This is a genomic window from Streptomyces chryseus (assembly GCF_014650755.1).
GTDB classification, from domain to species: Bacteria; Actinomycetota; Actinomycetes; order Streptomycetales; family Streptomycetaceae; genus Streptomyces; species Streptomyces chryseus.
The window spans coordinates 38,724-59,794 of the sequence record NZ_BMVO01000027.1 but is presented as its reverse complement, the minus strand read 5'-3'; the positions used below and the strand labels follow the sequence as shown (position 1 = coordinate 59,794).

The following is a 21,071-nucleotide window of genomic DNA, read 5'->3' as shown; positions in this document are numbered from 1 at the left end:
TGAGCCGCGTCGGCCCGAAAGCCGACCCCTTCCCGAAAGGGCAAAAGGGTCATATCGTAAAGATATGGTCAAGATGAAGCGTGAGGTCGACGCTTACGTGTGTCCGACCTGCGAGAAGTCCGTGCCGGCCGCAATCCATCGCCACAAGACCCTCGGAGTCTTCGTTCCCGTGTGGGGGCCGGGCGCATGCCAGAACCGCGACTGTCCCGACTACCGGCTGGACCCTAGAGGCAAACACCCTCCGGCACGGTAGCGAGAGCGACCGCGCGCCGATGAACTGCCGGCCTGGACCGGTGGGGGGGTTGCCCCGTGTCACCGCGAACTCAGGGGCATGTTCACAGGTGGTGCGGCCCCAGGCAAAGCTCCTGCGGGAACGGAGCCGGCGGAGTGGCTCAGCCGGTGAAGTGCGCTGGGCATCTTCTTTACCCTGGCGCCCTTGTTCGCCGACGGTTGCCTCAGCACTTGCCCGCCAAAAGGTCCCGGCCCCCAGCGCGTAGGCAGGGGGCCGGGGGAACCTGGCGACGTCAGGCAGGGGTGATGTTCTCCGCCTGCGGGCCCTTCTGGCCCTGGGTGATGTCGAAGGTGACGGCCTGGCCTTCCTGGAGCTCGCGGAAGCCGGATGCGTTGATGTTGGAGTAGTGCGCGAAGACGTCGGGCCCGCCGCCGTCCTGCTGGATGAAGCCGAAACCCTTTTCGGCGTTGAACCACTTGACGGTTCCGCTGGCCATGCTGCTGCCTTCCGTTGATATCCGGGCCCGCACCGCGCGGTCCCGCAGGTGCCTTGGTTGGTACTGCACAGCACAGTGCCCGCACCGGAGCGCGGGCATGCACTGCGAACCACGACATCTGCCCAAGACGCTACACGGCGGAACCGCTCGTCACCAGAGAGCAACGATCACGGGTCCCCCGACCCTTGAGCCGGGGCGCGGATCCCTCTCGAAGCTGCGCCAGGTCGTCAGGACGAACGGGGCCGGGGGCTCGTGTGCGCGTCTGAGCGGGCTGTCTGTGACGCGTGAGGAGACCGACGACTGCGGGGCCCGGATCTCAACGCGCGGGCCCCACGGGACCAGGGGGCCCTGGCCATCGGTTCCGCCAGCCTGACGGCCGCCTCCCGCGTCCCGATGCCCCCACCCCTATGCTCGAGCCGACCTGGCAGGTGGGTCGGCCATGGTCAGGGCAGGAGAAGGAAGCCGTCCAGGCAACCGGTCTTGTCGCCGCCATCAACGAGTGGCTTTGCACGAGCAGCTCAGTCAGCACAATCCACGTTCCACGCCGTGAGCAGCTCGCTGTCGCAGAAGACACAGACGAAGTCGTCCTCACGAACAATGTTGCGCTCCTGGCACTCGGGACAACGTCGGAACACCACCGCACGGGTGGAGCTGGACGGCCGCATGAGCCCCGCCCGGTCCAGTGCCTGCGCGACCACCGGCCACGAGCTGATGTCCGGGCAGTAGCCGGTCGACTGGTTGCTGACCTCACCCACCACCCATCGGCCAGCCTCGCGAATGAAGCCGATCTCGCCGCCGCTCAAACAGATCGGCCACCGGCGCAAGCCACAGGCTCGCTCCGTCGTGGCGCCAGCCGAAGCACGCCCACCATGTCGATCACAAACGTGAACGGCTCGACAAACCGCCGCCCCTCGCTGCGCGATCCACTCGTCGAAGTCAGCCGCCGAACCGATCCGACAGCCGTCACTGCCGGGCCGGACAGCATCCTTCACACCAGCCGGCCCCACGTATCGATGGCTTCGCCCCCGCATGCTCACGCGGGCCAACCTGGAACACCCCCGGCGCACACCCTAGTTGCGGCACGTCCCTGTCTGGTCCGGCGGATGGTGGTGGACTGCTCCTGCGCCCGGAATACGACGCGCGCCAAGTCCGCCGCCAAGTCGCCTGCCCGAAGGACGCCTGCGCCGAAGTCGAAGGCTGGGGGTGACAAGGCGACCGTCAAGAAGACCACCGTCGAGAAAGCGACCGAGCAGGTGGACGAGAGCGCCAGGCGTGCCGAGCCGCCGCTGCACGAGGTCGTTCTGAGCATCTTGCGCACCCGGCCCGGGCACCCGCACCTGGCCCGCGAGGTCCACACCGAAGTCGCGGACAAGCACGGCCGGTCGACGTCCGTCCAGGTGGTGCGCAACAGCCTGGAAAGCCTCGTGAAGAAGGGGATGGCCGAAAAGGGGAACAAGCAGAACTCGGTGATGTACACCGCGCCCGCGCGGGCGGCACCGTCGAATCGGTGCCCGAACCGGCCGCCGACGAGATGAGCGCGAAGGTCGCGGCGGACGCCCAGGACTCAGCCCCTCGGCGGCGCATCGTCGTGCAGGATGCGCTGGAACAGGTAGTGGTCGCGCCAGGCGCCGTCAATATGGAGGTAGCGGGGCGCGGTGCCGATGGGTTCGAAGCCGCTCTTGGCAAGGACGCGCTGGGAGGCGTGGTTGTCGAGGAGGGTCCCGGCCTCGATCCGGTGCAGGCCGAGCTGTTCGCGGGCGGCGCGGCAGACCTCGTCGACGAGGTTGGTGGCCAGACCGCGGCCGGTGTAGGCGCCGTCGATCCAGTAGCCGAGGGAGGCGCTGCGGAGGGGCCCGAGGGCTGTCCCGGAAAGGGTGGCGACGCCGACGATCGCCTCCGCATCGAGCGCGAACCAGCGCTTGGTACCGTCGGCGAGCCGCTGCGCCTGCCCCTCGACGGTGTAGTAGTTCGGGGGGCGGTACGGCTCCCAGGGCCGCATGCGCTCCCGGTTGCGCAGGACAGCATCGGCGAGGGCGGGGGCGTCGTCGGGGGTGGCCGGGCGGATGGTGATCATCCCCGTACCGTAGCGAGCCGAGACAGGGACTACACCACGGCGGCACCACTCCTGCCGGACCTCAGAGCGCGCTTGTTCACACCTGCCCCGCGACCCCGACCCGCCGGCCAAGCCGAAGGCGAGGTCGCCCGGCGCCGAACGAGGCGGACAGCCGGCGACATCCTCATGACCCGGGCCTGCGCCATGGTAAGTCGTCCCGTCGAGGCGGTCGGTGGTGAGAATTGGCGCGACGCGCAGTGCGGGCTCGGCCAACAATCGTCCGATGACTGATCAGAAGCGTTGCCTCACCCTTCGCGTTGTTGTTCCCGATCCCACACGGAGGGGTGGAAGGGTGGAGGTTCGGGTGCTGGTTGATGGCTGGGACATCCTGGGTGACGCGTTTACGGAGAGTCCGGGCGAGGAGCCCGAGGTCGTTCTGGCGCCGGGCGGGCCTCTCTCTGATACGTCGCAGCCGCACGAGGTGAGGCTGGCCGAGGCAGCGTGCACCGAATGCTGCTGCGGCGCTCTGTATGTGACCGTGCGGCGTGACGGGGATGACATGACCGTTGCACGGCTGCTGGAGCAGCACCTTGGAGAACGCGCTGACCGGCTCGCACGATGGGAGTGCGAACCGGACGCCGTGTCCCCTGGGAACCGGACCAGGTCAACGTCTTCCTCTTCCATCCAGGCCGCTCGGCTATGAGGCAGGACCGTCGCTGGCTGCAGTTTCGACGGATCCTCGCCGTCTCTGGTGACGACCCGGCGACCCGAGCTAAGCGGTTCGCTGAGCAACTCCTCGCAGCAGATCCACGCCAGACGTCCGAGGTCTGCGGCGGCTCAGCCGAGTTCGCGCGGCAACTCGGTTACCCCTGGCCGCCGCCTGGGAGAGCCTGATCGCGTGGAACAAGGCATCACCAGCCCGGGGTGTGGGGAGTGTGGCCGGGGCCAGGCGCTGGATGTCTGAGTCACCCACCGGCCTTACCCCTGTCACACGGCCTGGACGACCCACGTTGCCTGGCGGGGCCACCCGATGGGCCGTCAGTCCAGAGACCCGCCCGTGGGTCCAATAGAGCGTCTATGTTGTGATCACGTCCAACGTCAAGAAGCAGTCGGCGCCGTGGCTGACCGCCCGAAAGTACCCGGTATTGGGGTACGTGGCCGCCGCCCCGCCGATTGCAGCCTGCTCTCCGAGCAAGCCCCCGACGTTGCCCGTAAGCCTTGATCCCCGCTGGAGGAGACGACATTGACTACCGGAATCCCTGCCCGCCGGACTGAGACGCATTCGTCGCGCCAAGGTCCGACTGCGCCCCCGAAGCCGGACTTCCGGTTCGCGGAGATCTTCAAAGCGCCTGCGTACCCGGACCAATGGGTGGCTGAGGAAGACACAGACGACTGGGGCGAGCCCGTGGCACCCGGTCTGTGGCGGTGAGTTGATCGCCAATAGCTCTGCTGCTACGGGAAGTCTCAGCAGTGAGGGCCAGCTGGCCAGCCACCGTGCCCTGACAACTCGACACAGCCACGAAACCGTCGGACAGCGGTATCCCACGCGGCCGATACCCCAACCGAGGATGGCCTCGCACAAAGGGCTGCGCGGTACGTCGGCAGGAGTCGCGGGGTCGTAGGCCAGGCTCGCCATCGCCACTCGCCTCGGTGAAGGCGTCGGGTCTGGTGTGCTCAGGCCGTGAAACAGGGCGGCCGGCTGGTAGCCGAACCGGTTGACGACGCCGACCGGAGACCCTTCGGGTCACCCCACCATAACGATCTCCCCTCCCCGTACAACCTGGGACACCCTTCGGTGATCTCTCGTACGACACGTTTGGTTGCTTGAAGCAGGGGAGCCCGCATGCAGCACGTCCCGTTCCGTAGGCGTGTCGTGCCTGGCGCCCTACTCGGCGCCCTGGCGCTCAGCTTCTGCTGCGCGCCGGGGGCCGCGGCCGCACCGGTGCGTTCCGGGATCGAGGCCGACAACAACGGTGACGGGTATCTGGACCTGGCCGTAGGCGCGCCGAACGCGAAGGTCGGGTCGCGGGAGCACGCCGGAGCGGTGGTCGTGCTGTACGGGTCGGCGTCCGGGGTGTCCGGCGGACGGCGGACGGTCGTGCACCAGGACTCGCCGGGGGTGCCGGGGACCGCGGAGAGGAACGACAGATTCGGTCGGTCTCTGGCATCGGCGGACCTGGATGGTGACGGGTACAGCGACCTGGTCGTGGGCTCGCCGAGCGAGACTGTCGGCTCTGTGCCCTACCGGGGGTCCGTCACCGTGCTGTGGGGCGGCCGGCAAGGCATCGCGGGCGGCGCGAGCCTGCCGCTGCCCTCCGACCTGGACGAGGAGAGCGTGATGGGGACGGGTGTCGCTGCCGGGGATTTCAACGGCGACGGGTACGGCGACTTGGTCGTTGGCGACGCCCTGGATCCCGGCGGCGACAGGACCCGCGGGCACAAGGGCGGCCAGCTCACCGTCTGGTACGGAGGCCCCACCGGCCCGGCGCCGGCCCAGCGGCCCACCGTCGTCCACCAGGACACCCCCGGTGTCCCCGGCAGCGGCGAGAGCGCTGACGGCTTCGGAGTGAGCGTGGCTGTCGGTGACATCGACAAGGACGGATACGCAGACGTCGCCGTGGGAGCCCCCTACGAGGACCTGAACGGCAGCGCCGAAGCGGGGGCCGTCACTGTTCTGTACGGTTCAAAGGGAGGCCTGACCACCGCAAGGGCGCGCATGATCACCCAGGACACCGCGGGCGTGCCCGGGTCCCCGGAGCGCTACGACTACTTCGGGCACGCGCTCACCCTGCGCGACCTGACCGGCGACGGACGCTCCGACCTGGTCATCGGGGCACCGGAAGAGAACAGCTACGGCATGGTGACCGTCCTTCGCGGCGCCGCCTCCGCGCTCTCCACCAGCGGAGTGGTATCAATCACGGGCACAGCAGCCGGGCTGTCCGGGGCATCTCAGGAATGGTTCGGCATGGTTCTACCGGACGCCGCCCGCTCACGGCCTGCCACCTGAACCGAATGCGGCACGTGATAGTGCTGCCCGGGGGACGTCGTGAACCCTGGAGCCGGTGGCAGCAAGCCGTCCGGCCACAGCATCGGCCCGCCGACATGGCTGTCGCGCATGCTCCGCCGCCTTGTCCTGGGGTGCAGACGCGAGTCGCCCGGCCCCGGTGAGCGGCCAACCGCGGAACACCGCCTCCACGGACACCGGTCTGGCCGGCGTGGTCCTCGTGATGCGCTGCCAGTGGCCTGCGGTATCTGCGGTCTCCCGGCCGCCACGCGTGGGACGAGGGGGACCGGTGCCGGTCAGCTGGTGCGCGCGAAGTCGCCCCGTACGGTGAGCGTGTCGTCCGTTGTCTTCGCGGTGGCTCGGTACGTGTCGTCGTAAGCGTTGCGGCCGTCTGGAGCATGGTCGTACCGACCGGCGAAAACATGCGTTCCGGGAGGCACGGTTCTGCCTGCTTTCAGTGTCCAGCGGTGGATCAGCGTGCCGTCCCGCTGATCCAGTGAGTGGGTGAAGTCGTCGATGGGCAGCGACTGAGACGTACCGGTGGGTACGATCCCGTCCCTCCGCGCGAGGGAGAGTTCCACGGTCAGCGCCGTGAGCGGTTCCTGGGTCTTGAGGGTGACGTCGCTACGAGCCGTGTTGCTGCTGTCGCCCGGAACGACGGAGCCGTCCGACCACAGTGAACCCTCCTCGGTGTGACGCGCGCCGAGTTCCGGGGAACGGGAGGTCGCCGCCGGGGGCGGGGTGGTGGCAGCCGGCGGGGGCAGTACCCCGGCGGTCGCACCGCCGCGGGGGGTCGCGGTCGTGTCCGGCCCCTGAGGCGGGGATGCGGACGGGTCACCGGTCGGCGCTGCGGGTGACGACACGATGTCGGAGTTCTGCGGCAGGGGGTTTGTGGACACGTGCTGCCGTCGTTCCCCGGCGTCGAGGACGGACTCAACTGCGAATGCGACGATGCACGTCGCGCTCACGGCAGCCGAGACAAGGGCGGTTCGCGGCCAAGCGAAGACCCGGCGTGTTCGCGTTCCTCGCTGCCCGGCCTGATCTGCCATGCCGCGCTCCACACGGGCCAGCATCCGGGCCCGGTCCGGCTGCTGCGCCTGGGCCGCATCGCGCAGTTGCCTGCGCGGATCGCTCATCGGTTTCCCCTTCCCGTGAGCTGGCGTGCGGCGGGCCGGTCGCCCAGTATCCGCTCCAACTCCGCCATCCCCTTGGATGTCTGGCTTTTGACTGTGCCGACCGATATTCCCAGGGCCAAGGCGGTGTCCTTCTCCGACAGGTCGAGCGCGTGCCGCAGGACGACGCACGCCCGCTTGCGGAAGGGAAGCGTCCGCAGCGCCTGCCGTAGGTCGACGGCGGCAGCCACGTCCGGGTCGTCCACCCGCTCGCCCCGCTGGGACCAGAACAGCGCGATTCGACGGCGCTCACGCACAGCCGTACGGATCCGGCTGCGAGCCAGGTTGGTGACCACCCCGCGGGCATACGCCACGGGGTGGTCGGCCGCGCGGACCCGTTCCCAGCGGTCCCACAGCGCCAGCAGAGCGTCAGCGGCGAGGTCGTCGGCGGCGTCCGTCTCGCCCGTCAGGAGACGGGCGAGACGGGCGAGTTCGGCGTGGTGGCGATCGAAGAAGGCATGGAACTCCGCGGCTGCGTCGTCGACCGCCATGATAGGAGCCCTTTGCCTGTCCGCGCCGATAGGGTCAGAGGGGGACGAGCCTACTGGACGGTAACGAGCGCTGGGCACGCAAGCCTCCCCCGCGCTGGTTGACGCGCCCCGCGCTCACGCCCCTCACCTCTCACTTCATTTCCGCACCGATGGAAGGCGTCCCGGTGGTCAGGAACTGTGTCCTGGGGAGCGATCCGTCAGCCCGGCGCGGCCCGTACGCCGTCGCCGGGTCGGTGCTCCGCAGGGGGAAGCGGGCCTGACCTGCCGAGTCCAGGTTCCAGGTGTTGGCAGCCGACACCGTGCGGGGTCCCAGCTTCGCGGCGCTGTCGGCGTTCCGCACGGCGAGGTTCCTGGAGAGGCGGGACCGGGACTTCACGAAGAAGTACCCGCCGGCCTTGTTGGCGTAGGCGGTATTGCGGTGGATCCGCTGTTGACCCGGGTTGCTGTTCTCCGTGAAGCCGTGCTGAGTGTTGTGCCACGCGGCGTTGCCCGTGATGAGATGAGCGGCGCTCGCGCCGCCCCCGCCGAGCTTGAAGCCGTTGCCGTTGCCCTCGAAGGCCGGGTCCTTCCAGCGGTTCACGCCGTTGCCGTACGCCCAGCTGCCCTCGATACGGACCGGGCTCGCCCACTGCCACAGGTCCACACCGTCGTCCGCGTTGTTGTACAACCGTGCGGCGACGACCCTGTTGTTGCCGCCGGATCCGAACTTGACTGCCAGGCCGTCCGCGTTCTGCCCATGATTCTTCGGGTCGTAGTTGTCGTAGGAGTCCAGGTTCTCGATCAGGTTGTCGCTGGTGCCGTCACCCCGCAGCGTGAAACCGGAGTCGCCGTTGCTGTGGGTGGTGAGGTTCTTGAAGACCCCCCCGACGGACGAGGTCACCACGACACCCTGCGCGGGCGAGCCGCGGAACCTCAGGTCGGACAGCGTCCAATGGTCCCCGCCGATCGCGACCAGCCACTCCCCCTGCGGTAGCTTGGAGCCGTCCACGATCACCTTCTCCGAGCCGTAGGCGGCGACGGTGATCCGGCTTCCAGGAGTGCCGTTCGCCTGGCTCTTGAGGCTCTTGGACGGGGAGTAGGTGCCGCCCCGGAGCTGGATGGTCGTCCCGGGCCGCGCTGCGGCGAACGCCTTCTCCAGCGTCGCGGTGGTGGACACGACGACCGGACCGGTGACGGATGCCCCGGCACGGCCGGGGCCCGCGGCCACATAGAGGCCCGCGCCGCCTGCGACCACGCCGACGGCCGCGGCCGCCGAAAGCGTCCGGGCCCTGCGGTGACGTCCGTTGTTGCTACGCACGTGTGCTGATCCTTCGTTCGGTGGGTCGAAAGCTCGTGGCGGAATCAAACTGCGCCGCCGAACAACCAGTTGCCGCCGAGCGCCGAAAGGTTGCCGTCGAGCCGGGATCAGTACCGAGGAGGGGAACCTCTCGTCCCGCGTCAGTGACGGCGCGCTCGAGCTCGTGGTTGCTCAGGCTGAGCCGGCCTGGACAACCTGGAACACCGCGCGAGTGCGGGTGCGGCTGCGGCTGCGGACCGGGTCCAGCAGGGTAAGGCACTCGTCGAGGGCTCGGGTGGCGAGGGCCGGGCGGCCCAGGTCGAGCCAGCAGCGTCCGGCATCGACCTGAAGGTCGGCCGCTGAACATCCAGCTCACCCATGTCGGTGTGGTCCCGGGGTGGCGAGCGCGCGGGTACGGCGGACGTTCAGCAGGGACAGGGCTGCTGGTGAGCGGGTGCGTGTGGCCCCGTGGTCGAGGATCGTGACGGCGTGGGCGGGGTGATGGAGCCAGGTCGCGAGGTAGGCGAAGTCGGCCAGGCAGCACGCGCCCGGGCCGCGGTCGCCCGCCTGCTGCGTGGCGCGCAGGGCGGCGCTCCGCATGCGCTGGACTGCACCGTGGCGGCCCTCGTCGAACAGCGCCAGCCGAATGTGCTGGCGAGTTCGGCGGCGCAGATGTGCAGGCGGAACCCGGCGGAGGTGTCGTAAACACCGGTGTCGATGAGGGTGGCGACCGTCGTGAGGTGCGCCTGGAGCAGGCCGGCCATCAGGGGGCCGTCGATAGTGGCGTGCCGACGAGCGCGGCTGCCTCGGTGTGGAGGAGGGCGCGCCGGTCGATGTGGGCCACGGTGGCCTCCATCGAGGTGAGCCGGCTGCCGGCAGGGGTGAAGGGGAGCACGTCGGTGCGGGCGGGGAGCCAAGTCGGCCAGCCCAGCGCCGGGGCTGCGGCGGTCACTTGAAGGACGTCGGCGAGCAGGCCCTGTGATTCGGGAGCGGCGTGATGCCGTACTCCCACTTGGAGATCCGATGTCCGTCGATGCCGGTGCACTCGCCCCCGCTGCGCTGCGGCGCGGACCAGGAGGCGGGCCAGGCCGCTCTGGGACCCAGCCGCGGTCGCTTCTGATCCACGCCAGCGGGTGAATGAAGGCTCTGCCTGATCGCCTCCGTGGGCCGGATGTACGCGTGCTATCACCGTAGCGAGCAACGTCGTCGCACGGCGTGGGTGTCGGGTGGGCGGGCCCAGGGCGAGTCCCGGGTTGTCCCCTTCGCGGGTGGGGGTGCTGGTCGTCTTGAGGCTGAAGCCGCGGCCGATCGGTGGAGTGAGAGTCAGCACCAACAAAGCCCCGCCCCCCCGAGCGTCACCAGGGCACCGCAGACAGCTTCCCAGGGCCGTGACCGGCCCCCGGGCCTCCTGAAGGCCCGGGGGCGCGCGGGTGTCGGGGGCGGGGTGGTGCGGGCGCTGTCGACCGGTCAGCAGCGGGGGATACCGGGGGCCGGATCGGCGCCCACGTTCACGTTGCCGCCCCACATCCACACGTTGGAGTAGATGTGGCCGATGTCGTAGTCGATGACGGTGCCGAAGTACCAGACGTCGGTGGTGTATCCGCCCGCAGTGACGCGCTGGCCGCGGGTGTAGCACTCGACGCCGGCCTCGGTCACCTTCGTCGTGGTGCCCCAGATGCGGCTGCTGGTGTTGGGGGCGTCGCGCAGGTTGCTGTGCGCCTGCACGGTCGTCGCGTAAGCGGAGGCGCCGGTGGGGGCGGCCTCGGCGGTCCCGGTGGTGCCGAGCAGGGAGACGGCCGCGCCGAGTACGAGGCCGGCGGCCGCGGTCGACAGACTTCGCTTGGTCATGGGTGTGCTCCTCGGTCGAGTTCCGGATTCAGCAGCGGGGGATGCCGGGGGCCGGGTCGGCGCCCACGTTGACGTTGCCGCCCCAGACCCACACGTTGAGGTAGGCGTGCGGTGGGTTGGCGCCGTCGTCGAAGACGTTGCCGAAGTACCAGACGTCGGTGGTGTATCCGCCCACGGTGACGCGCTGGCCGCGGGCGTAGCAGCTGATCGACCCCACGCTCTCGGACTTCGTGGTGCCAAGGAGCCTGCTGTTCGTGGTGGCCGCCGCCCGGATGTTGCTGCCGGTCTGCACGGTGGTGTCCCTCGCTTGCGCGGCGGCCTGCGCACTGCCCGCCGTGCCGAGGAGAGAGAGGGCCGCGCCGAGCGCCAGCCCCGTGGCCGCCAGCCTGGCGGATCGCTTCACCATCAAAGTCCCCTTCGCCGTGGATTCTTCCTGTCCGGCCGTAGGACGGAAGGCGAGGCGCGCCCGTATGACCGTGTCGCCGGGGCGGCCTCGCCTTCTCCCTACAGCGGGTCCTCGGTGCAGGAGTGCACCCAGCGGTGGGCGGAGATGTTGTTCTCCATCTTCTCGCCGCCACCCGCCCCGTTCGCCGGGAACCGATACGCGTACAGGTGTCCGTACGACCAGCCGTTCTGGATGCAGGCCCGGGCGCCGTCCCAGCCTCCGGCGTCGTCCGCGTTGTCCCAGTACACGAGGACGTCCTCGTACGCGCCGGGAAAGCCCCGGTTCTCGACCGAGCTCGCCTGGTTGCGGATACCGCCTCGTGGCGAGCAGGTGCTCCAGTTGGCGTCGTCGCCGGCCCAGGCGCAGTACTCGCCCATGAGACCGACGAACTCGTAGGCATAGAAGTTTCCGTCGGCCGCGGGGGCCGCCGTGGTCGCCGGCTCGGGGGTCCGGGCGCCGTTCGGGTCCGCGGCCTGTGCCGTCGCCGGTACCGCGAACGCGGTGAGCCCGGTCAGAACGGCCGCGGCCAGCCCTGCGCGGAGCGCAGTGGTCCTCATGTTCTCCCTCTTCTCCATGGGTGGGTTGTCGGTGATCTTCGATGGTCTTCCTTGTGGGGCAGCCCGTGCCGTCCGGTGCCGGTCAGTCGTTGCCGACGATCGCGCGTGCCCGTGGCAGCGCCGCGCGCTGCAGGCGGTCCCGCTCGCGGAACGCCGAGTGGTGCTCGGCCTTCAGGGCATCGCCGTACCGGCTGCTCAGTCGGCCGGCTGTGCCGGACAGCCCGCTGCTCAGCGCGCACTCCGCCTCGGCGACCGCCGTGCGCCGTTCCTCTGTGGGCGTGGCATTGCCGGGTGCGTCCAGGAATCGAGCGCGGGCGGCCGCCGGGTCCGGGTGGTGCAGGCCGCGCCGGCTCATGCAGGCGGACCACGCGCGCACGGCCCCGGTGTAGGCGGGGTCGGCGATCACCTGCGACCGGCGCAGGCCGGACAGCACCTGGGTGACGGCTTCGGCACGGAACCAGGCCGCGAGGTCCGCGTAGAGCTCCTTCTCGGCCCCCGCCGTGCATCCCTCGTCACTGCGGCCGACCTCGGCCCCGGAGGGCAGTGTCACCGTCAGCGCGTTGCGCTGCCGCCCGTGCAGCGCGTCCATCGCCTCGGCACGGCGTTCGGCGCCGAGTGACCGGGAGTATCGCCGGTTGGGGTCGGTGTCGCGCAGCGCACGCGCCCACCGCTCCAGCTCGCTCCCGTACCCGTGCTCGCGCGCCCAGGCCACGTCGTCGACCACGTACGGGAAGTCCCGTTGCTCGGGAAGCGGGTGCTCGGGCACCTTCCGGACGGTGAACCCGTGCCGGCTCATGCAGTGGCGGATGAGCGTCTGTTCCGCGTCGTGCAACAGTGACCGTTCGGCGTTCGAGACGGGAGCGAGGGCGGCGACAGGTGCCGGGACGTCGCGAGATGCCTCCGCCCCGCCGCCGACCGAGCAGCCGCCGACGATGAGGGTGACGGCGGCCAGCGCGAGCAGCGGGGGGACCGCCGGAGCCGGGCGGGCCCGGCGTCCTCGGCGGCGGAATCGTGCCATGTCAGTTCTCGCAGTCACTGACGTGTGCCAGGTGTTCGTCCCCCGTGATGTACACGTTGTTCACCCAGCCCCACTGGCCGCTCGGTGACTCCAGGTACGTCCACCACCGGCTGCGGTAGCCCGAGTCGGTGATGAGCTCCCCCTGCTTCTGGCAGTAGGCGGTCACGGTGGCCCGCGACACCGATGCCACGACCCGGCAGTTCGAGCGGGAGGGAAACGTGTAGCACTGATCGAAGGCGGGTGTTCCCGACGGGTGGTTGCGGACATTGACGCCGGTCGCCCACACATGGACCTCAGTGAACTCCATCGCCCCCGCCTGGGTCCTGTCTCCGGCCGTGGCCCCGGTCGCCGTCGTCGCCGCCGGTCCGGCCACCGTCGCGGCGGCGACGAGGAGGGCCGTGGTCAGCGTGCGGACCGTTGCGCGTGCGTTCATCGTGTCCTCCGGTTTCCGAGGGTGCTGGCGGCTCAGACGTACTCGCAGTCGATGGACGGGTCCGTGGGGCTGTCGACCGGGGCGCCGGGCACCGGGGAGTTGTTGGAGCCGCCGCCGGCGTACACCGCCGAGATCCAGCCCAGGGTCCTTCCGGGCGTGATGATCTGGACCCAGTAGGTGTTGGTGTAGGGGCCGTCGGTCACGCGCCCGCGCTCACCCGCGTCGATCTGGCAGTACGCCTGGACCCTGACCCGGGTCAGCCGCTCGGTGGTGGCGAGGGCACAGGTCGTGCTCTGGCACGTACGCACCCGCACGTCGCTCGCCCACACGTACACGGACCCGCTCGGCGGGTGTGCGGCCGCCGGCTGTGCGACCGAGACCAGGATCGAGACGACGGCCACGAGGAGCCCGGCGAAGGAGCGCAGTGCCCTGAAGGGGATACGAGATCCGGGTTCGCCCTGGTGTCTGCGTCCGCCCGTGCGTGGTGACGTACTGGTCATGGTGGAGTCCTCTTCCGGCAGTGGTCGCTCGCGGCGGGTGCCGCGCCGTCCACCTGGCGACGGGGGGTGGTCGCCTCTCGTATGAGTGCCGGGTGAGTACCGGGCCGACTCGCTGGCCGTGCGGGTGCCGGCTCAGCGTCCCGGGGCGTCGTGCGGCTGCAAGGGTTCCAGCGCTTCGCGGCTGCCGAGTTGGCGGAAGACGCGGTGCGCCTCCTCTGCGAGCTCACGCCCCGTTCCGGCCGCGCCCTTGGCCAGTTCGGCGCGGGCGAGGTCCCGCAGTGTGCGGGCGCGCCACAGGGGCAGCTCCAGCTTGTCCCACAGGCCGAGAGCCTGTCGCAGGGTCTCGGTCGCGGTCTCCCCGTCGAACGCGGCGAGGTGCCACTCGCCGATGGTGCGCAGGACGAGCGCCTCTCCGAAGACGTCCTGGCGCTCGCGGGTGATCTCCAGACACCGGTCGAGACGCTGCCGGGCCGTGGTCATCCGGCCCTGCCGGAACTCCACCTTGGCCAGGGACTGGCTCGTGTACATGACGCCGAAGGCGTCGTCCATCTCCTCGAAGATGCCGAGGGACTGCCGCAGCAGGACCTCCGCGCTGGGCAGGTCACCCCGCGCCCGGTGGTACAGGCCCAGTGAGCGCAGCACGAGCGCGTCGCCGTACCGGTCGCGGGCGGTCACGTACAGGCGGTGTGCGCGGGAGAGAGTGGCCCATGCGTCGTCATCGCGGCCCTGATCCCGGTACACACATCCGATGCCGTGCAGCACATGCGCCATGGACGCGATGTCCTGCGGCTCCCGGTAGTGTTCGAGCGCCGAGGTCAGCAGGGCCAGCGCCTCGTCGAAGCGGGCCTGTTCGCGGCGGACCATGCCCATGCCGGCCAACGCGTCCGCGCGGCCGCGTCGTACGGCTCGCTCCTCGAACAGGCGCAGTGCCGCGGCGAAGAACGCGTGCGCCTCGTCGAAGCGGTCCTGTTCCAGGCGGAGTTGGCCGAGACCGTTCAGCAGCCAGGCCTCGCCCTCGGCATCTCCGCCGCGGCGCACCGCCCGCAGGGCCACGTCGTGGGAGCGGGACCAGGCGTCGAACTGGTTGTAGAGCGCCGCGGAGGCGGCCATGAGGGCGGCGGCGAGTTCGCGGGCGGCATCGAACATGCCGTGCTCCGCACAGTGGGTGACCGCGGCGAGCAGGCACCGCTGCTCGGCCGCGAACCACGCGGTCGGCTCACCCGCCAGGTGGGCCGGCGGTTGCGTCAGTGATGTCGGCTCCGCCGCGAAACGTGTCAGCTCCGCCGCGGAATCCATCGGCTCGCCCGCGAAACGTGCCGACCCGCCCGCGCCACCCACCGGTTCATCCGTGCGACGTGCCGCCCCGCCCGCCGAACGTGCGGTCTCGCCCGCAGGACCCATCACCTCATCCGCCGAACGTGCCGACTCGCCCACCGCGGTGGCAGGAAGGAGCCGCGACGCGCCGCCCGGCCCGCGGGCTGCCGCGCTGCGTGCCATGCCCAGCCAGCGGTCGACCAGTCTTCGGACCGCCGTCTCCCGTTCCTGCCGGGCCTCGTCGGCCAGGCAGCGTTCCCGGGCGTACTCGCGCGCCAGGTCGTGGATGCGGTAGCGCGTTCTGCCCGTCTCGTCGGTGCGTACGACCTCCACGAAGTGGCAGTCCACGAGTTGTTCGACCGCGTCCTCCGCGTCGTCCTCGCTCACGTCGAGGAGCGGCCCGGCGACCCATGCGGCGAAGTCGGGGAGATCCATCAGGGCCAGGCGGCGCAGGGCGCCCTGCTGCTGTGGGTCGAGGTCGGCGTAGCCGAGTCCGAGGCTCGCGCGTACTTCCAGGTCGCCCGCCTGCAATTCGTCCAGGCGGCGGCGCTCGTCCTTCAGGCGGGACGCGAGCCGTTCCGGTGTCCAGTGGGGGCGGGCGGCGAGACGGGCGCCGGCGATGCGGACGGCGAGCGGGAGCCGGCCGCACAGCGCGACGAGCTCGGCGGCCCGGTCGGGCTCCAGGGTCGGCCGGGTCGGGCCGGCGACGCGGGCCAGCAGCTCCAGTGCCTCCGTTTCGGAGGGCACACCGAGGTCGAGGTGGGCGGCGCCTTCCAGGGCGACCAGCCGACGGCGGCCGGTGATCAGCACGGCCGAACCGCCACCCGGTGGAAGCAGCGGGCGCAGCAGGGCCTCGCTGACGGCATTGTCGAGGATGAGCAGGACGCGGCGGCGCGCGATTTGCGTGCGGTACAGGCCGAGGAGGTCCTCCTCGTCGCGGGCCGGGGTGTCGGGGTCCACCCCGAGGGCGCGCAGCAGTCGGGCCAGGGCGTCCGTGGTCCGTACGGGCTCGGAGTCCGCGGCGCGCAGGTCCACGAAGAGCTGTCCGTCGGGGAAGAGTGCGGCGGTGCGGTGGCCCACGTGGACGGCCAGGGCGGTCTTGCCGGTGCCCGACCGGCCGGAGATCACCCCGATGGGCGGCGCGGTGCGCAGCGGGTCCCGCACCTGCTCCAGGAGGGCGGTCGCCCAGGCGATCTGCTCGGTGCGGCCTATGAAGTCGGCCACGTCGGGCGGGAGTTGAGAGGGAGCCGGCCGACCTGGGTCGTCGTACGACTGCCCGGGACGGTGGTGGTACGACGGTGTGTCCGCGTCCGGGCGCGAGGAGACCGCCGTCTCCGCGGGCCCGTGGCCCTCCCCCGAGGATGTGGCCCCGCGGCGGACCGGCGCTCCCAGCACCGTCGTGTCCGCCCGGAGCAGGGCCTGGTGCAGTGCGCGCAGTTCCGGCCCGGGATCGACGCCCAGCTCCGTACGGAGCAGACGGCGGCCCTCGTCGTAGCAGCGCAGCGCGTCGGCCACCCGGCCGGTGCGGAACAGCGCGGTCATCAGCTGGCCGCGCGAGCGCTCTCTGAGGGGGTGGGCGGCGACGTGCGCCACGAGTTCGGCGACGAGATCCGTACGACGATCCAGGTCCAGCTCGGCGGCGAAGCGGAACTCCTGCGCCGCGAGCCGCAGTTCTGTCAGGCGCATCGCTTCGACGCGGGCGAAGGACTGGCCGAGCCCTTCCAGGGCGTCCTGACCGCGCCACAGCCGCACCGCCGTCTGCAGCGTCTCGGCGGCTTCCTCGGCCCGCCCGCCGAGGGCCGCGTTCCGGCCGGCGGTGAACGCCTCCTCGAAGCGCCGGGCGTCCACGGCGGAGGGAGGGAACTCGGCGACGTAACCCGGGGAGCGGGTGCGGATGGCGTCGCCGCCCTTTGCTCCGGCCAGGACCCGCCGCAGTCCGGAGACGTGCGAGGCGACGAGCGCCCGCGCGGTGGCGGGTGGCTCCTCCTCCCAGATCAGGTCGACCAACCGCTCGGCGGACAGCACCTCACCGAGATGTACGACGAGAGCCGCGAGAATTCCCGTCGGTTTGGCACCGTTCAGCGGAATACGGTGCCCCCCGCTCGACACTTCGACCGGACCCAGAAGGCGAACGTCCACGGTGTCCCCCCGATTCCACGCTCACGCAATCAGGGCCAACATACCGGCCGACGCCGACAGGCATGCCGCATACCGGACTGCCCGTTATTCGGCAGGCCGGTATCGAGTGCAAGTGGCTGGAATTCTCCGGGTGTCCTGTGTGAATCCCTCCCGACCCGAGGAAATTGACGTCTGCTGTCGACCTGTGGACGGAGGCGAGCGCCCCTCCGTATGACTGCCTCTCGCCGAAACGCATACGGCCGGCTCTCCGGAACCGTCATCCGGGCGTCATCGACGACCCGACTCCAACCGACCCGGAGGGCTCCATGACCGGATCACCGACCGCCGGATCAGCGACCAAACGACCCAACCGACTGCGCCGGACGGCGGTAGCCGCGGTCGCGGCGTGCGGCGCCGGGCTGTCCATGGTCGCTGCCGCACCCGCCCCGCAGGCGGCGGCCACGACGACGGTCTACGTCTGGGCGACCGGCGTGAACATGCGCGCTTGCCCGTCGTTCGAGTGCGCGCCGTACAGCGGGATCAAAGTCAGCCGGATGAACGTCACGGCGTACTGCCAGAACACGGGCGACACCGTCAGAGACGGGCAGTACGTGAACAATTACTGGGTCCAGGTGGACGCCGGCGGGCCCCGCGGCTGGATCAGCGCGGTCTACGTCAGCGGGGGCGACAACTGGAGCCCCATTCCCGGTGTTTCGCAGAACTTCGACGACTGCTTCTGACGAAAACCGAGGCCCATTCGCGCGGGCGGTGCGCGGGGCCCTGACGGCCTTCGGGCGACGTCACTTCCGCGCACCCGCTCTCCGCACTGGCACCGCATGCCATCCTGCACCGGTCCTGCACCGTCCTGCAGAGGATCTGCATCGTTCTTGCAGAGCCCACCTCCACGCTGTGAGCGTGACGGACATCATCCTGCTTTCGGACCACCGAGTGGCCGCCACGCGTGTCGCCGAGAACGGTGAACCCCTGGTCGACGCCCGGGAGGTCACCACGCTTCGGGTCGACACGCGGAAGGCCGACGACGACGGCTCGTACGCACACCTGAGGGCCGACGTGCTACGTCGGCTCCTGCTCGCACAGGACGCGCTGCCCCCGGGCATCCGCCTGCTGATGGTGGAGGGCTTCCGGCCGCACGCGCTGCAGCGCCGCTACTTCGACGCGTACGCGGCCACGCTGCGCACGGCCCATCCCGACGCCCCACCGGAGCGGATACGCGAGCTGGCCAGCGCGTACATCTCGCCCCCCGAGGTCGCCCCGCACGTCAGCGGCGGCGCGGTGGATCTGACGCTGTGCACCGGGGACGGCACCGAGCTCCCCCTCGGCAGCGAGGTCAACGCCACCCCCGAGGAGAGCGCGGGCGGCTGCCGTACCGCCGCGGTCGGCATCGACGCCGAGTCCCGGGCCAACCGGGCGGTGATGGGCCGGGCCATGACGGCCGCGGGGTTCGTCAACTACCCGACCGAGTGGTGGCACTGGTCGTACGGAGACCGGTACTGGGCGCTGCTGACCGAGGCGCCGGCGGCCACGTACGGGCCCGCCTCGCTGAGTCACCCGTAGCGCCGCAGCCCTGAAGCCCATGCCCGGCCTCAGTCCGAGACAGACCCCGGGGGAACACCGTGGAGAACACCCGCATCTCGCCGACGATGACCACGTCGCCCAAGACCGCCAAGAGCACGACGAGGACCACGACCGCCACGACGACGACCACCAGCGACCACATGACCGCGGCCGAGTTCGACGAGGCATTCACCGCCGTGATGCCGAGACTCCGGCGCAGACTGCTGGCCCTGACCGGCAATCCGCACGACGCCGACGACCTGCTGCAGGAGACGTACCTGAGACTCTCCCGCCGGGCGCGTGCCCGCAGCCTGGCGCGTCAGCAGCAGCCGTACGCCTACACCTGCGCGGCGGCGCTCAACCTGCTCCGCGACCTGTGGCGGCACCCCTCGCGCCGGGAGTGCTGCACCGACCGGCTGCCGGAACGCGGCTGGGACGGCGGCTTCGCGAGCAGGGAGGCCGAGGCGGCGGTGACCGCGCTGTTGCACGGGCTGTCCCCCAAGGAGGCGGCCGCCGTGATCCTGGTCGACATCGAGGGACTGACCCACGACATGGCGGGTGAACACCTCGGCTCGCACCGCGGCACGGTGCAGCGCAACCGCATGCGCGGCCTGGCCAAGATCCGCGCCGCACTCGACGCATACGAACCGGCCTCCGCTCCCGTCTCCTCCACGCGGGCCGACGGGCCCGCGCGGCCCCTCTCGACGGCGGGCACGACGACGGCATGAGGCTGCCCGGCCGACCGCCGGACACGGCTCACCCGCGCCCGGCTCATCCGTGCACCGCTCACCGCACAGTTCATCCACCCGTTCATCCGCACCTCGCGAACCAGACCAGGGGAACCACATGCGCCGCACCAACCGCACACTGGCGATGGCAGGAGGACTGCTGCTCGCCACCACGTTGAGCTGTACCGGTACGGCGATGGCCGCCGCGCCGCCGCTTCCCTCGAAGGCCGTGGCCGCCGCCGACTGCCGTCCCCTGGCGAACGCACCCGCTCAGGCCCAGGCGATCGTGGGCGCCGCCTGCTCGCAGATCGGGGTGCCCTACTCGTGGGGCGGCGGCTCCATCCACGGGCCGACGTACGGTCAGGACTACCCCGGCGGCGGTCCCGGCGCCCACGACAGTCAGGTGAAGGGCTTCGACTGCTCACACCTGGTGCAGTACGCGGCCTGGCAGGGAGCGGGCACAGCCATGCCCGAGGGTTCCTGGAACCAGGCCCAGTGGAGCGGCGCCACCGCCCGGTTCGGCCGCGCCCAGGGGCTCGGTCCGTTGCAGCCGGGCGATCTGCTGCTGTGGGCGTCGGACCCGGGCAATCTCAACAGCGTCCACCACATCGCCCTCTACCTCGGTGACGGCAAGATGGTCGAGGCCCGGGAGTCCGGAACGCTGGTGATGGTCAGCGACGTGCGGCTGAACGCCCAGTACGCGGGCGCCCTGCGCATCACGGGCGGCAACGAGCAGCCGCCGGCCGGCACGAAGCGGTTCATGACCTGGGGCACCGGTGTGAACCTGCGTCCGGAAGCCGGCACCCAGAAGCCTCCCGCAGCCCTTCTGCCCGGCCCCACCGCGGTGGACGTGCTGTGCCAGACGCACGGAGAGATGGTCCACGCCGAGGGCTACAGCAACGACGCCTGGTCGTACCTGCCGAAGTACAAGGCCTGGATCTCCAACATCTTCATCGACGACCCGGCGGCCTGGCTGCCCGGAGTCCCCACCTGCTGAACACCGACCCCCGCCCCGACCCCCTCCACAAAGGAGAATCTGCCATGCGCGTGCTCAAGCGCACCAAGTCCATCGGGATGCTCGTCGCCACCGTCGCCGCGACCGGGCTGATCCCGCTCACTGCCGGCACGGCACAGGCCGCGCCCACCGGTTACGCGGGCTCCTGCCCGACCGCCGGGACGGTCACCCAGTGGTGGCACTCCGGCCACGACGGCGTCGACATCGCCAACAACCGCGGTACGCCCATCCACTCCACCGGGCCGGGCACGGTCATCGTCTCCGGCACCGCCAGCGGCTACGGCCAGTGGATCCGCATCAAGCACGACGACGGCACGGTCACCGAGTACGGCCACATGTACGAGCGGCTCGTCTCCGTGAACCAGCGGGTGAGCAGCGGTCAGCTGATCGCCCGCATGGGCTCCGAGGGCGACTCCTCCGGCAACCACCTGCACTTCGAGGCGCACAGCTCCACGTCCAGCACCCGGGGCATGGACCCCGTTCCATACCTGAGAGAGCGCGGTGTGGGCCTGCCGTGCACTCCGGGCAGCGGCACGCCCGGGACCAACTTCACCACCTGGGGCACGTCGGTCCGGGTGCGCGCCGACGCACGGCTGAGCGCGACGGTCGTCCGCACGCTGAGCGGGCCGACGCCGGTCTTCGTGGAGTGCCAGAAGCGCGGTGACGTGGTCAACGCCGAGGGCTACAGCAACGACGCCTGGTCCTACATCCCGGCGCTCGGTGGCTACATCAGCAACATCTACATCGACCACCCCGCCGCCTGGCTGCCGGGGGTGCGAGAGTGCTGACCGGCGTC

Annotated in this window: 21 protein-coding genes and 1 pseudogene; 7 read left to right on the top strand and 15 right to left on the bottom strand. The window is 70.6% G+C overall.

All coding sequences use genetic code 11. The features are described from left to right. Positions 1–524 precede the first annotated feature (524 nt). The gene (locus IE185_RS28380; RefSeq protein ID WP_069934205.1) at positions 525–728 is read right to left on the bottom strand and encodes a cold-shock protein; all 204 of its coding nucleotides are present in this window, start codon (positions 726–728) and stop codon (positions 525–527) included. 518 nt (positions 729–1,246) lie between these two features. Then, positions 1,247–1,759, bottom strand: a pseudogene (locus tag IE185_RS34065) (hypothetical protein). A gap of 72 nt (positions 1,760–1,831) precedes the next feature. Here IE185_RS34065 and IE185_RS28370 point away from each other — a divergent pair. After that, positions 1,832–2,263, top strand: a complete 432-nt coding sequence (locus IE185_RS28370; RefSeq protein WP_138897470.1) for a hypothetical protein — start codon at positions 1,832–1,834, stop codon at positions 2,261–2,263. A gap of 29 nt (positions 2,264–2,292) precedes the next feature. On the opposite strand, the gene IE185_RS28365 is transcribed toward IE185_RS28370, so the two are convergent. Beyond that, a complete protein-coding gene (locus tag IE185_RS28365; protein ID WP_189716285.1) occupies positions 2,293–2,802 on the bottom strand; it encodes a GNAT family N-acetyltransferase in 510 nt (169 codons plus the stop codon). A gap of 1,852 nt (positions 2,803–4,654) precedes the next feature. Here IE185_RS28365 and IE185_RS28360 point away from each other — a divergent pair. Next, positions 4,655–5,788: an FG-GAP-like repeat-containing protein gene (locus IE185_RS28360; protein ID WP_229843742.1), complete on the top strand. Its 1,134-nt coding sequence runs from the start codon at positions 4,655–4,657 to the stop codon at positions 5,786–5,788. A 293-nt stretch (positions 5,789–6,081) separates the two neighbouring features. Here IE185_RS28360 and IE185_RS28355 read toward each other — a convergent pair whose 3' ends face one another. The 12 genes from IE185_RS28355 to IE185_RS28300 all read right to left on the bottom strand — a co-directional run bounded on the left by IE185_RS28355 (position 6,082) and on the right by IE185_RS28300 (position 16,978). Continuing rightward, positions 6,082–6,684 (bottom strand): hypothetical protein, encoded by a 603-nt coding sequence (locus tag IE185_RS28355; protein ID WP_189716283.1) that lies wholly within the window; start codon positions 6,682–6,684, stop codon positions 6,082–6,084. Between the two features lie 233 nt (positions 6,685–6,917). After that, on the bottom strand, positions 6,918–7,448 hold the full coding sequence (locus IE185_RS28350; RefSeq protein ID WP_138898835.1) for a SigE family RNA polymerase sigma factor: 531 nt from the start codon (positions 7,446–7,448) through the stop codon (positions 6,918–6,920). A gap of 130 nt (positions 7,449–7,578) precedes the next feature. Next, complete coding sequence (locus tag IE185_RS28345) at positions 7,579–8,745, bottom strand: right-handed parallel beta-helix repeat-containing protein (RefSeq protein ID WP_138898836.1); 1,167 nt, start codon at positions 8,743–8,745, stop codon at positions 7,579–7,581. Between the two features lie 351 nt (positions 8,746–9,096). Beyond that, positions 9,097–9,324, bottom strand: a complete 228-nt coding sequence (locus IE185_RS28340) for a hypothetical protein (RefSeq protein ID WP_138898837.1) — start codon at positions 9,322–9,324, stop codon at positions 9,097–9,099. Positions 9,325–9,487: 163 nt separating this feature from the next. Beyond that, on the bottom strand, positions 9,488–9,736 hold the full coding sequence (locus tag IE185_RS28335; protein ID WP_189716281.1) for a hypothetical protein: 249 nt from the start codon (positions 9,734–9,736) through the stop codon (positions 9,488–9,490). Between the two features lie 455 nt (positions 9,737–10,191). After that, positions 10,192–10,572: a hypothetical protein gene (locus IE185_RS28330; protein WP_138896573.1), complete on the bottom strand. Its 381-nt coding sequence runs from the start codon at positions 10,570–10,572 to the stop codon at positions 10,192–10,194. A 28-nt stretch (positions 10,573–10,600) separates the two neighbouring features. Beyond that, entirely contained in the window at positions 10,601–10,978 is a 378-nt protein-coding gene (locus IE185_RS28325) for a hypothetical protein (RefSeq protein ID WP_138896574.1), read from the bottom strand. Positions 10,979–11,076: 98 nt separating this feature from the next. Next, complete coding sequence (locus IE185_RS28320) at positions 11,077–11,574, bottom strand: hypothetical protein (protein WP_138896575.1); 498 nt, start codon at positions 11,572–11,574, stop codon at positions 11,077–11,079. A gap of 82 nt (positions 11,575–11,656) precedes the next feature. Beyond that, positions 11,657–12,592: a hypothetical protein gene (locus IE185_RS28315; protein ID WP_138896576.1), complete on the bottom strand. Its 936-nt coding sequence runs from the start codon at positions 12,590–12,592 to the stop codon at positions 11,657–11,659. 1 nt (position 12,593) lies between these two features. After that, the gene (locus IE185_RS28310; protein ID WP_138896577.1) at positions 12,594–13,025 is read right to left on the bottom strand and encodes a hypothetical protein; all 432 of its coding nucleotides are present in this window, start codon (positions 13,023–13,025) and stop codon (positions 12,594–12,596) included. Between the two features lie 32 nt (positions 13,026–13,057). After that, a complete protein-coding gene (locus IE185_RS28305) occupies positions 13,058–13,525 on the bottom strand; it encodes a hypothetical protein (protein ID WP_138896578.1) in 468 nt (155 codons plus the stop codon). Positions 13,526–13,657: 132 nt separating this feature from the next. Beyond that, on the bottom strand, positions 13,658–16,978 hold the full coding sequence (locus IE185_RS28300; RefSeq protein ID WP_138896579.1) for an AfsR/SARP family transcriptional regulator: 3,321 nt from the start codon (positions 16,976–16,978) through the stop codon (positions 13,658–13,660). A 305-nt stretch (positions 16,979–17,283) separates the two neighbouring features. Between IE185_RS28300 and IE185_RS28295 the strand changes: the two genes are divergently transcribed. From IE185_RS28295 to IE185_RS28275, 5 genes are all read left to right on the top strand, one after another. Further along, entirely contained in the window at positions 17,284–17,697 is a 414-nt protein-coding gene (locus tag IE185_RS28295; protein ID WP_138896580.1) for a hypothetical protein, read from the top strand. A 175-nt stretch (positions 17,698–17,872) separates the two neighbouring features. Beyond that, a complete protein-coding gene (locus IE185_RS28290; protein WP_138896581.1) occupies positions 17,873–18,532 on the top strand; it encodes a M15 family metallopeptidase in 660 nt (219 codons plus the stop codon). 161 nt (positions 18,533–18,693) lie between these two features. Beyond that, complete coding sequence (locus IE185_RS28285) at positions 18,694–19,260, top strand: RNA polymerase sigma factor (RefSeq protein ID WP_138896583.1); 567 nt, start codon at positions 18,694–18,696, stop codon at positions 19,258–19,260. Positions 19,261–19,378: 118 nt separating this feature from the next. Further along, positions 19,379–20,257: a C40 family peptidase gene (locus IE185_RS28280; RefSeq protein WP_189716279.1), complete on the top strand. Its 879-nt coding sequence runs from the start codon at positions 19,379–19,381 to the stop codon at positions 20,255–20,257. A 44-nt stretch (positions 20,258–20,301) separates the two neighbouring features. Beyond that, positions 20,302–21,063 (top strand): M23 family metallopeptidase, encoded by a 762-nt coding sequence (locus IE185_RS28275; RefSeq protein ID WP_170198355.1) that lies wholly within the window; start codon positions 20,302–20,304, stop codon positions 21,061–21,063. The last annotated feature ends 8 nt before the right edge of the window (positions 21,064–21,071 follow it).

Excerpts from the sequence above, each read along its gene's own strand:
- IE185_RS28280 (WP_189716279.1), top strand. The coding sequence starts at position 19,379 with ATGCGCCGCACCAACCGCACACTGGCGATGGCAGGAGGACTGCTGCTC.
- IE185_RS28365 (WP_189716285.1), bottom strand. The coding sequence starts at position 2,802 with ATGATCACCATCCGCCCGGCCACCCCCGACGACGCCCCCGCCCTCGCC.
- IE185_RS28325 (WP_138896574.1), bottom strand. The coding sequence starts at position 10,978 with ATGGTGAAGCGATCCGCCAGGCTGGCGGCCACGGGGCTGGCGCTCGGC.
- IE185_RS28370 (WP_138897470.1), top strand. The coding sequence starts at position 1,832 with ATGGTGGTGGACTGCTCCTGCGCCCGGAATACGACGCGCGCCAAGTCC.
- IE185_RS28285 (WP_138896583.1), top strand. The coding sequence starts at position 18,694 with ATGACCGCGGCCGAGTTCGACGAGGCATTCACCGCCGTGATGCCGAGA.
- IE185_RS28330 (WP_138896573.1), bottom strand. The coding sequence starts at position 10,572 with ATGACCAAGCGAAGTCTGTCGACCGCGGCCGCCGGCCTCGTACTCGGC.
- IE185_RS28310 (WP_138896577.1), bottom strand. The coding sequence starts at position 13,025 with ATGAACGCACGCGCAACGGTCCGCACGCTGACCACGGCCCTCCTCGTC.
- IE185_RS28380 (WP_069934205.1), bottom strand. The coding sequence starts at position 728 with ATGGCCAGCGGAACCGTCAAGTGGTTCAACGCCGAAAAGGGTTTCGGC.
- IE185_RS28320 (WP_138896575.1), bottom strand. The coding sequence starts at position 11,574 with ATGAGGACCACTGCGCTCCGCGCAGGGCTGGCCGCGGCCGTTCTGACC.
- IE185_RS28350 (WP_138898835.1), bottom strand. The coding sequence starts at position 7,448 with ATGGCGGTCGACGACGCAGCCGCGGAGTTCCATGCCTTCTTCGATCGC.
- IE185_RS28340 (WP_138898837.1), bottom strand. The coding sequence starts at position 9,324 with ATGCGGAGCGCCGCCCTGCGCGCCACGCAGCAGGCGGGCGACCGCGGC.
- IE185_RS28275 (WP_170198355.1), top strand. The coding sequence starts at position 20,302 with ATGCGCGTGCTCAAGCGCACCAAGTCCATCGGGATGCTCGTCGCCACC.
- IE185_RS28295 (WP_138896580.1), top strand. The coding sequence starts at position 17,284 with ATGACCGGATCACCGACCGCCGGATCAGCGACCAAACGACCCAACCGA.
- IE185_RS28305 (WP_138896578.1), bottom strand. The coding sequence starts at position 13,525 with ATGACCAGTACGTCACCACGCACGGGCGGACGCAGACACCAGGGCGAA.
- IE185_RS28315 (WP_138896576.1), bottom strand. The coding sequence starts at position 12,592 with ATGGCACGATTCCGCCGCCGAGGACGCCGGGCCCGCCCGGCTCCGGCG.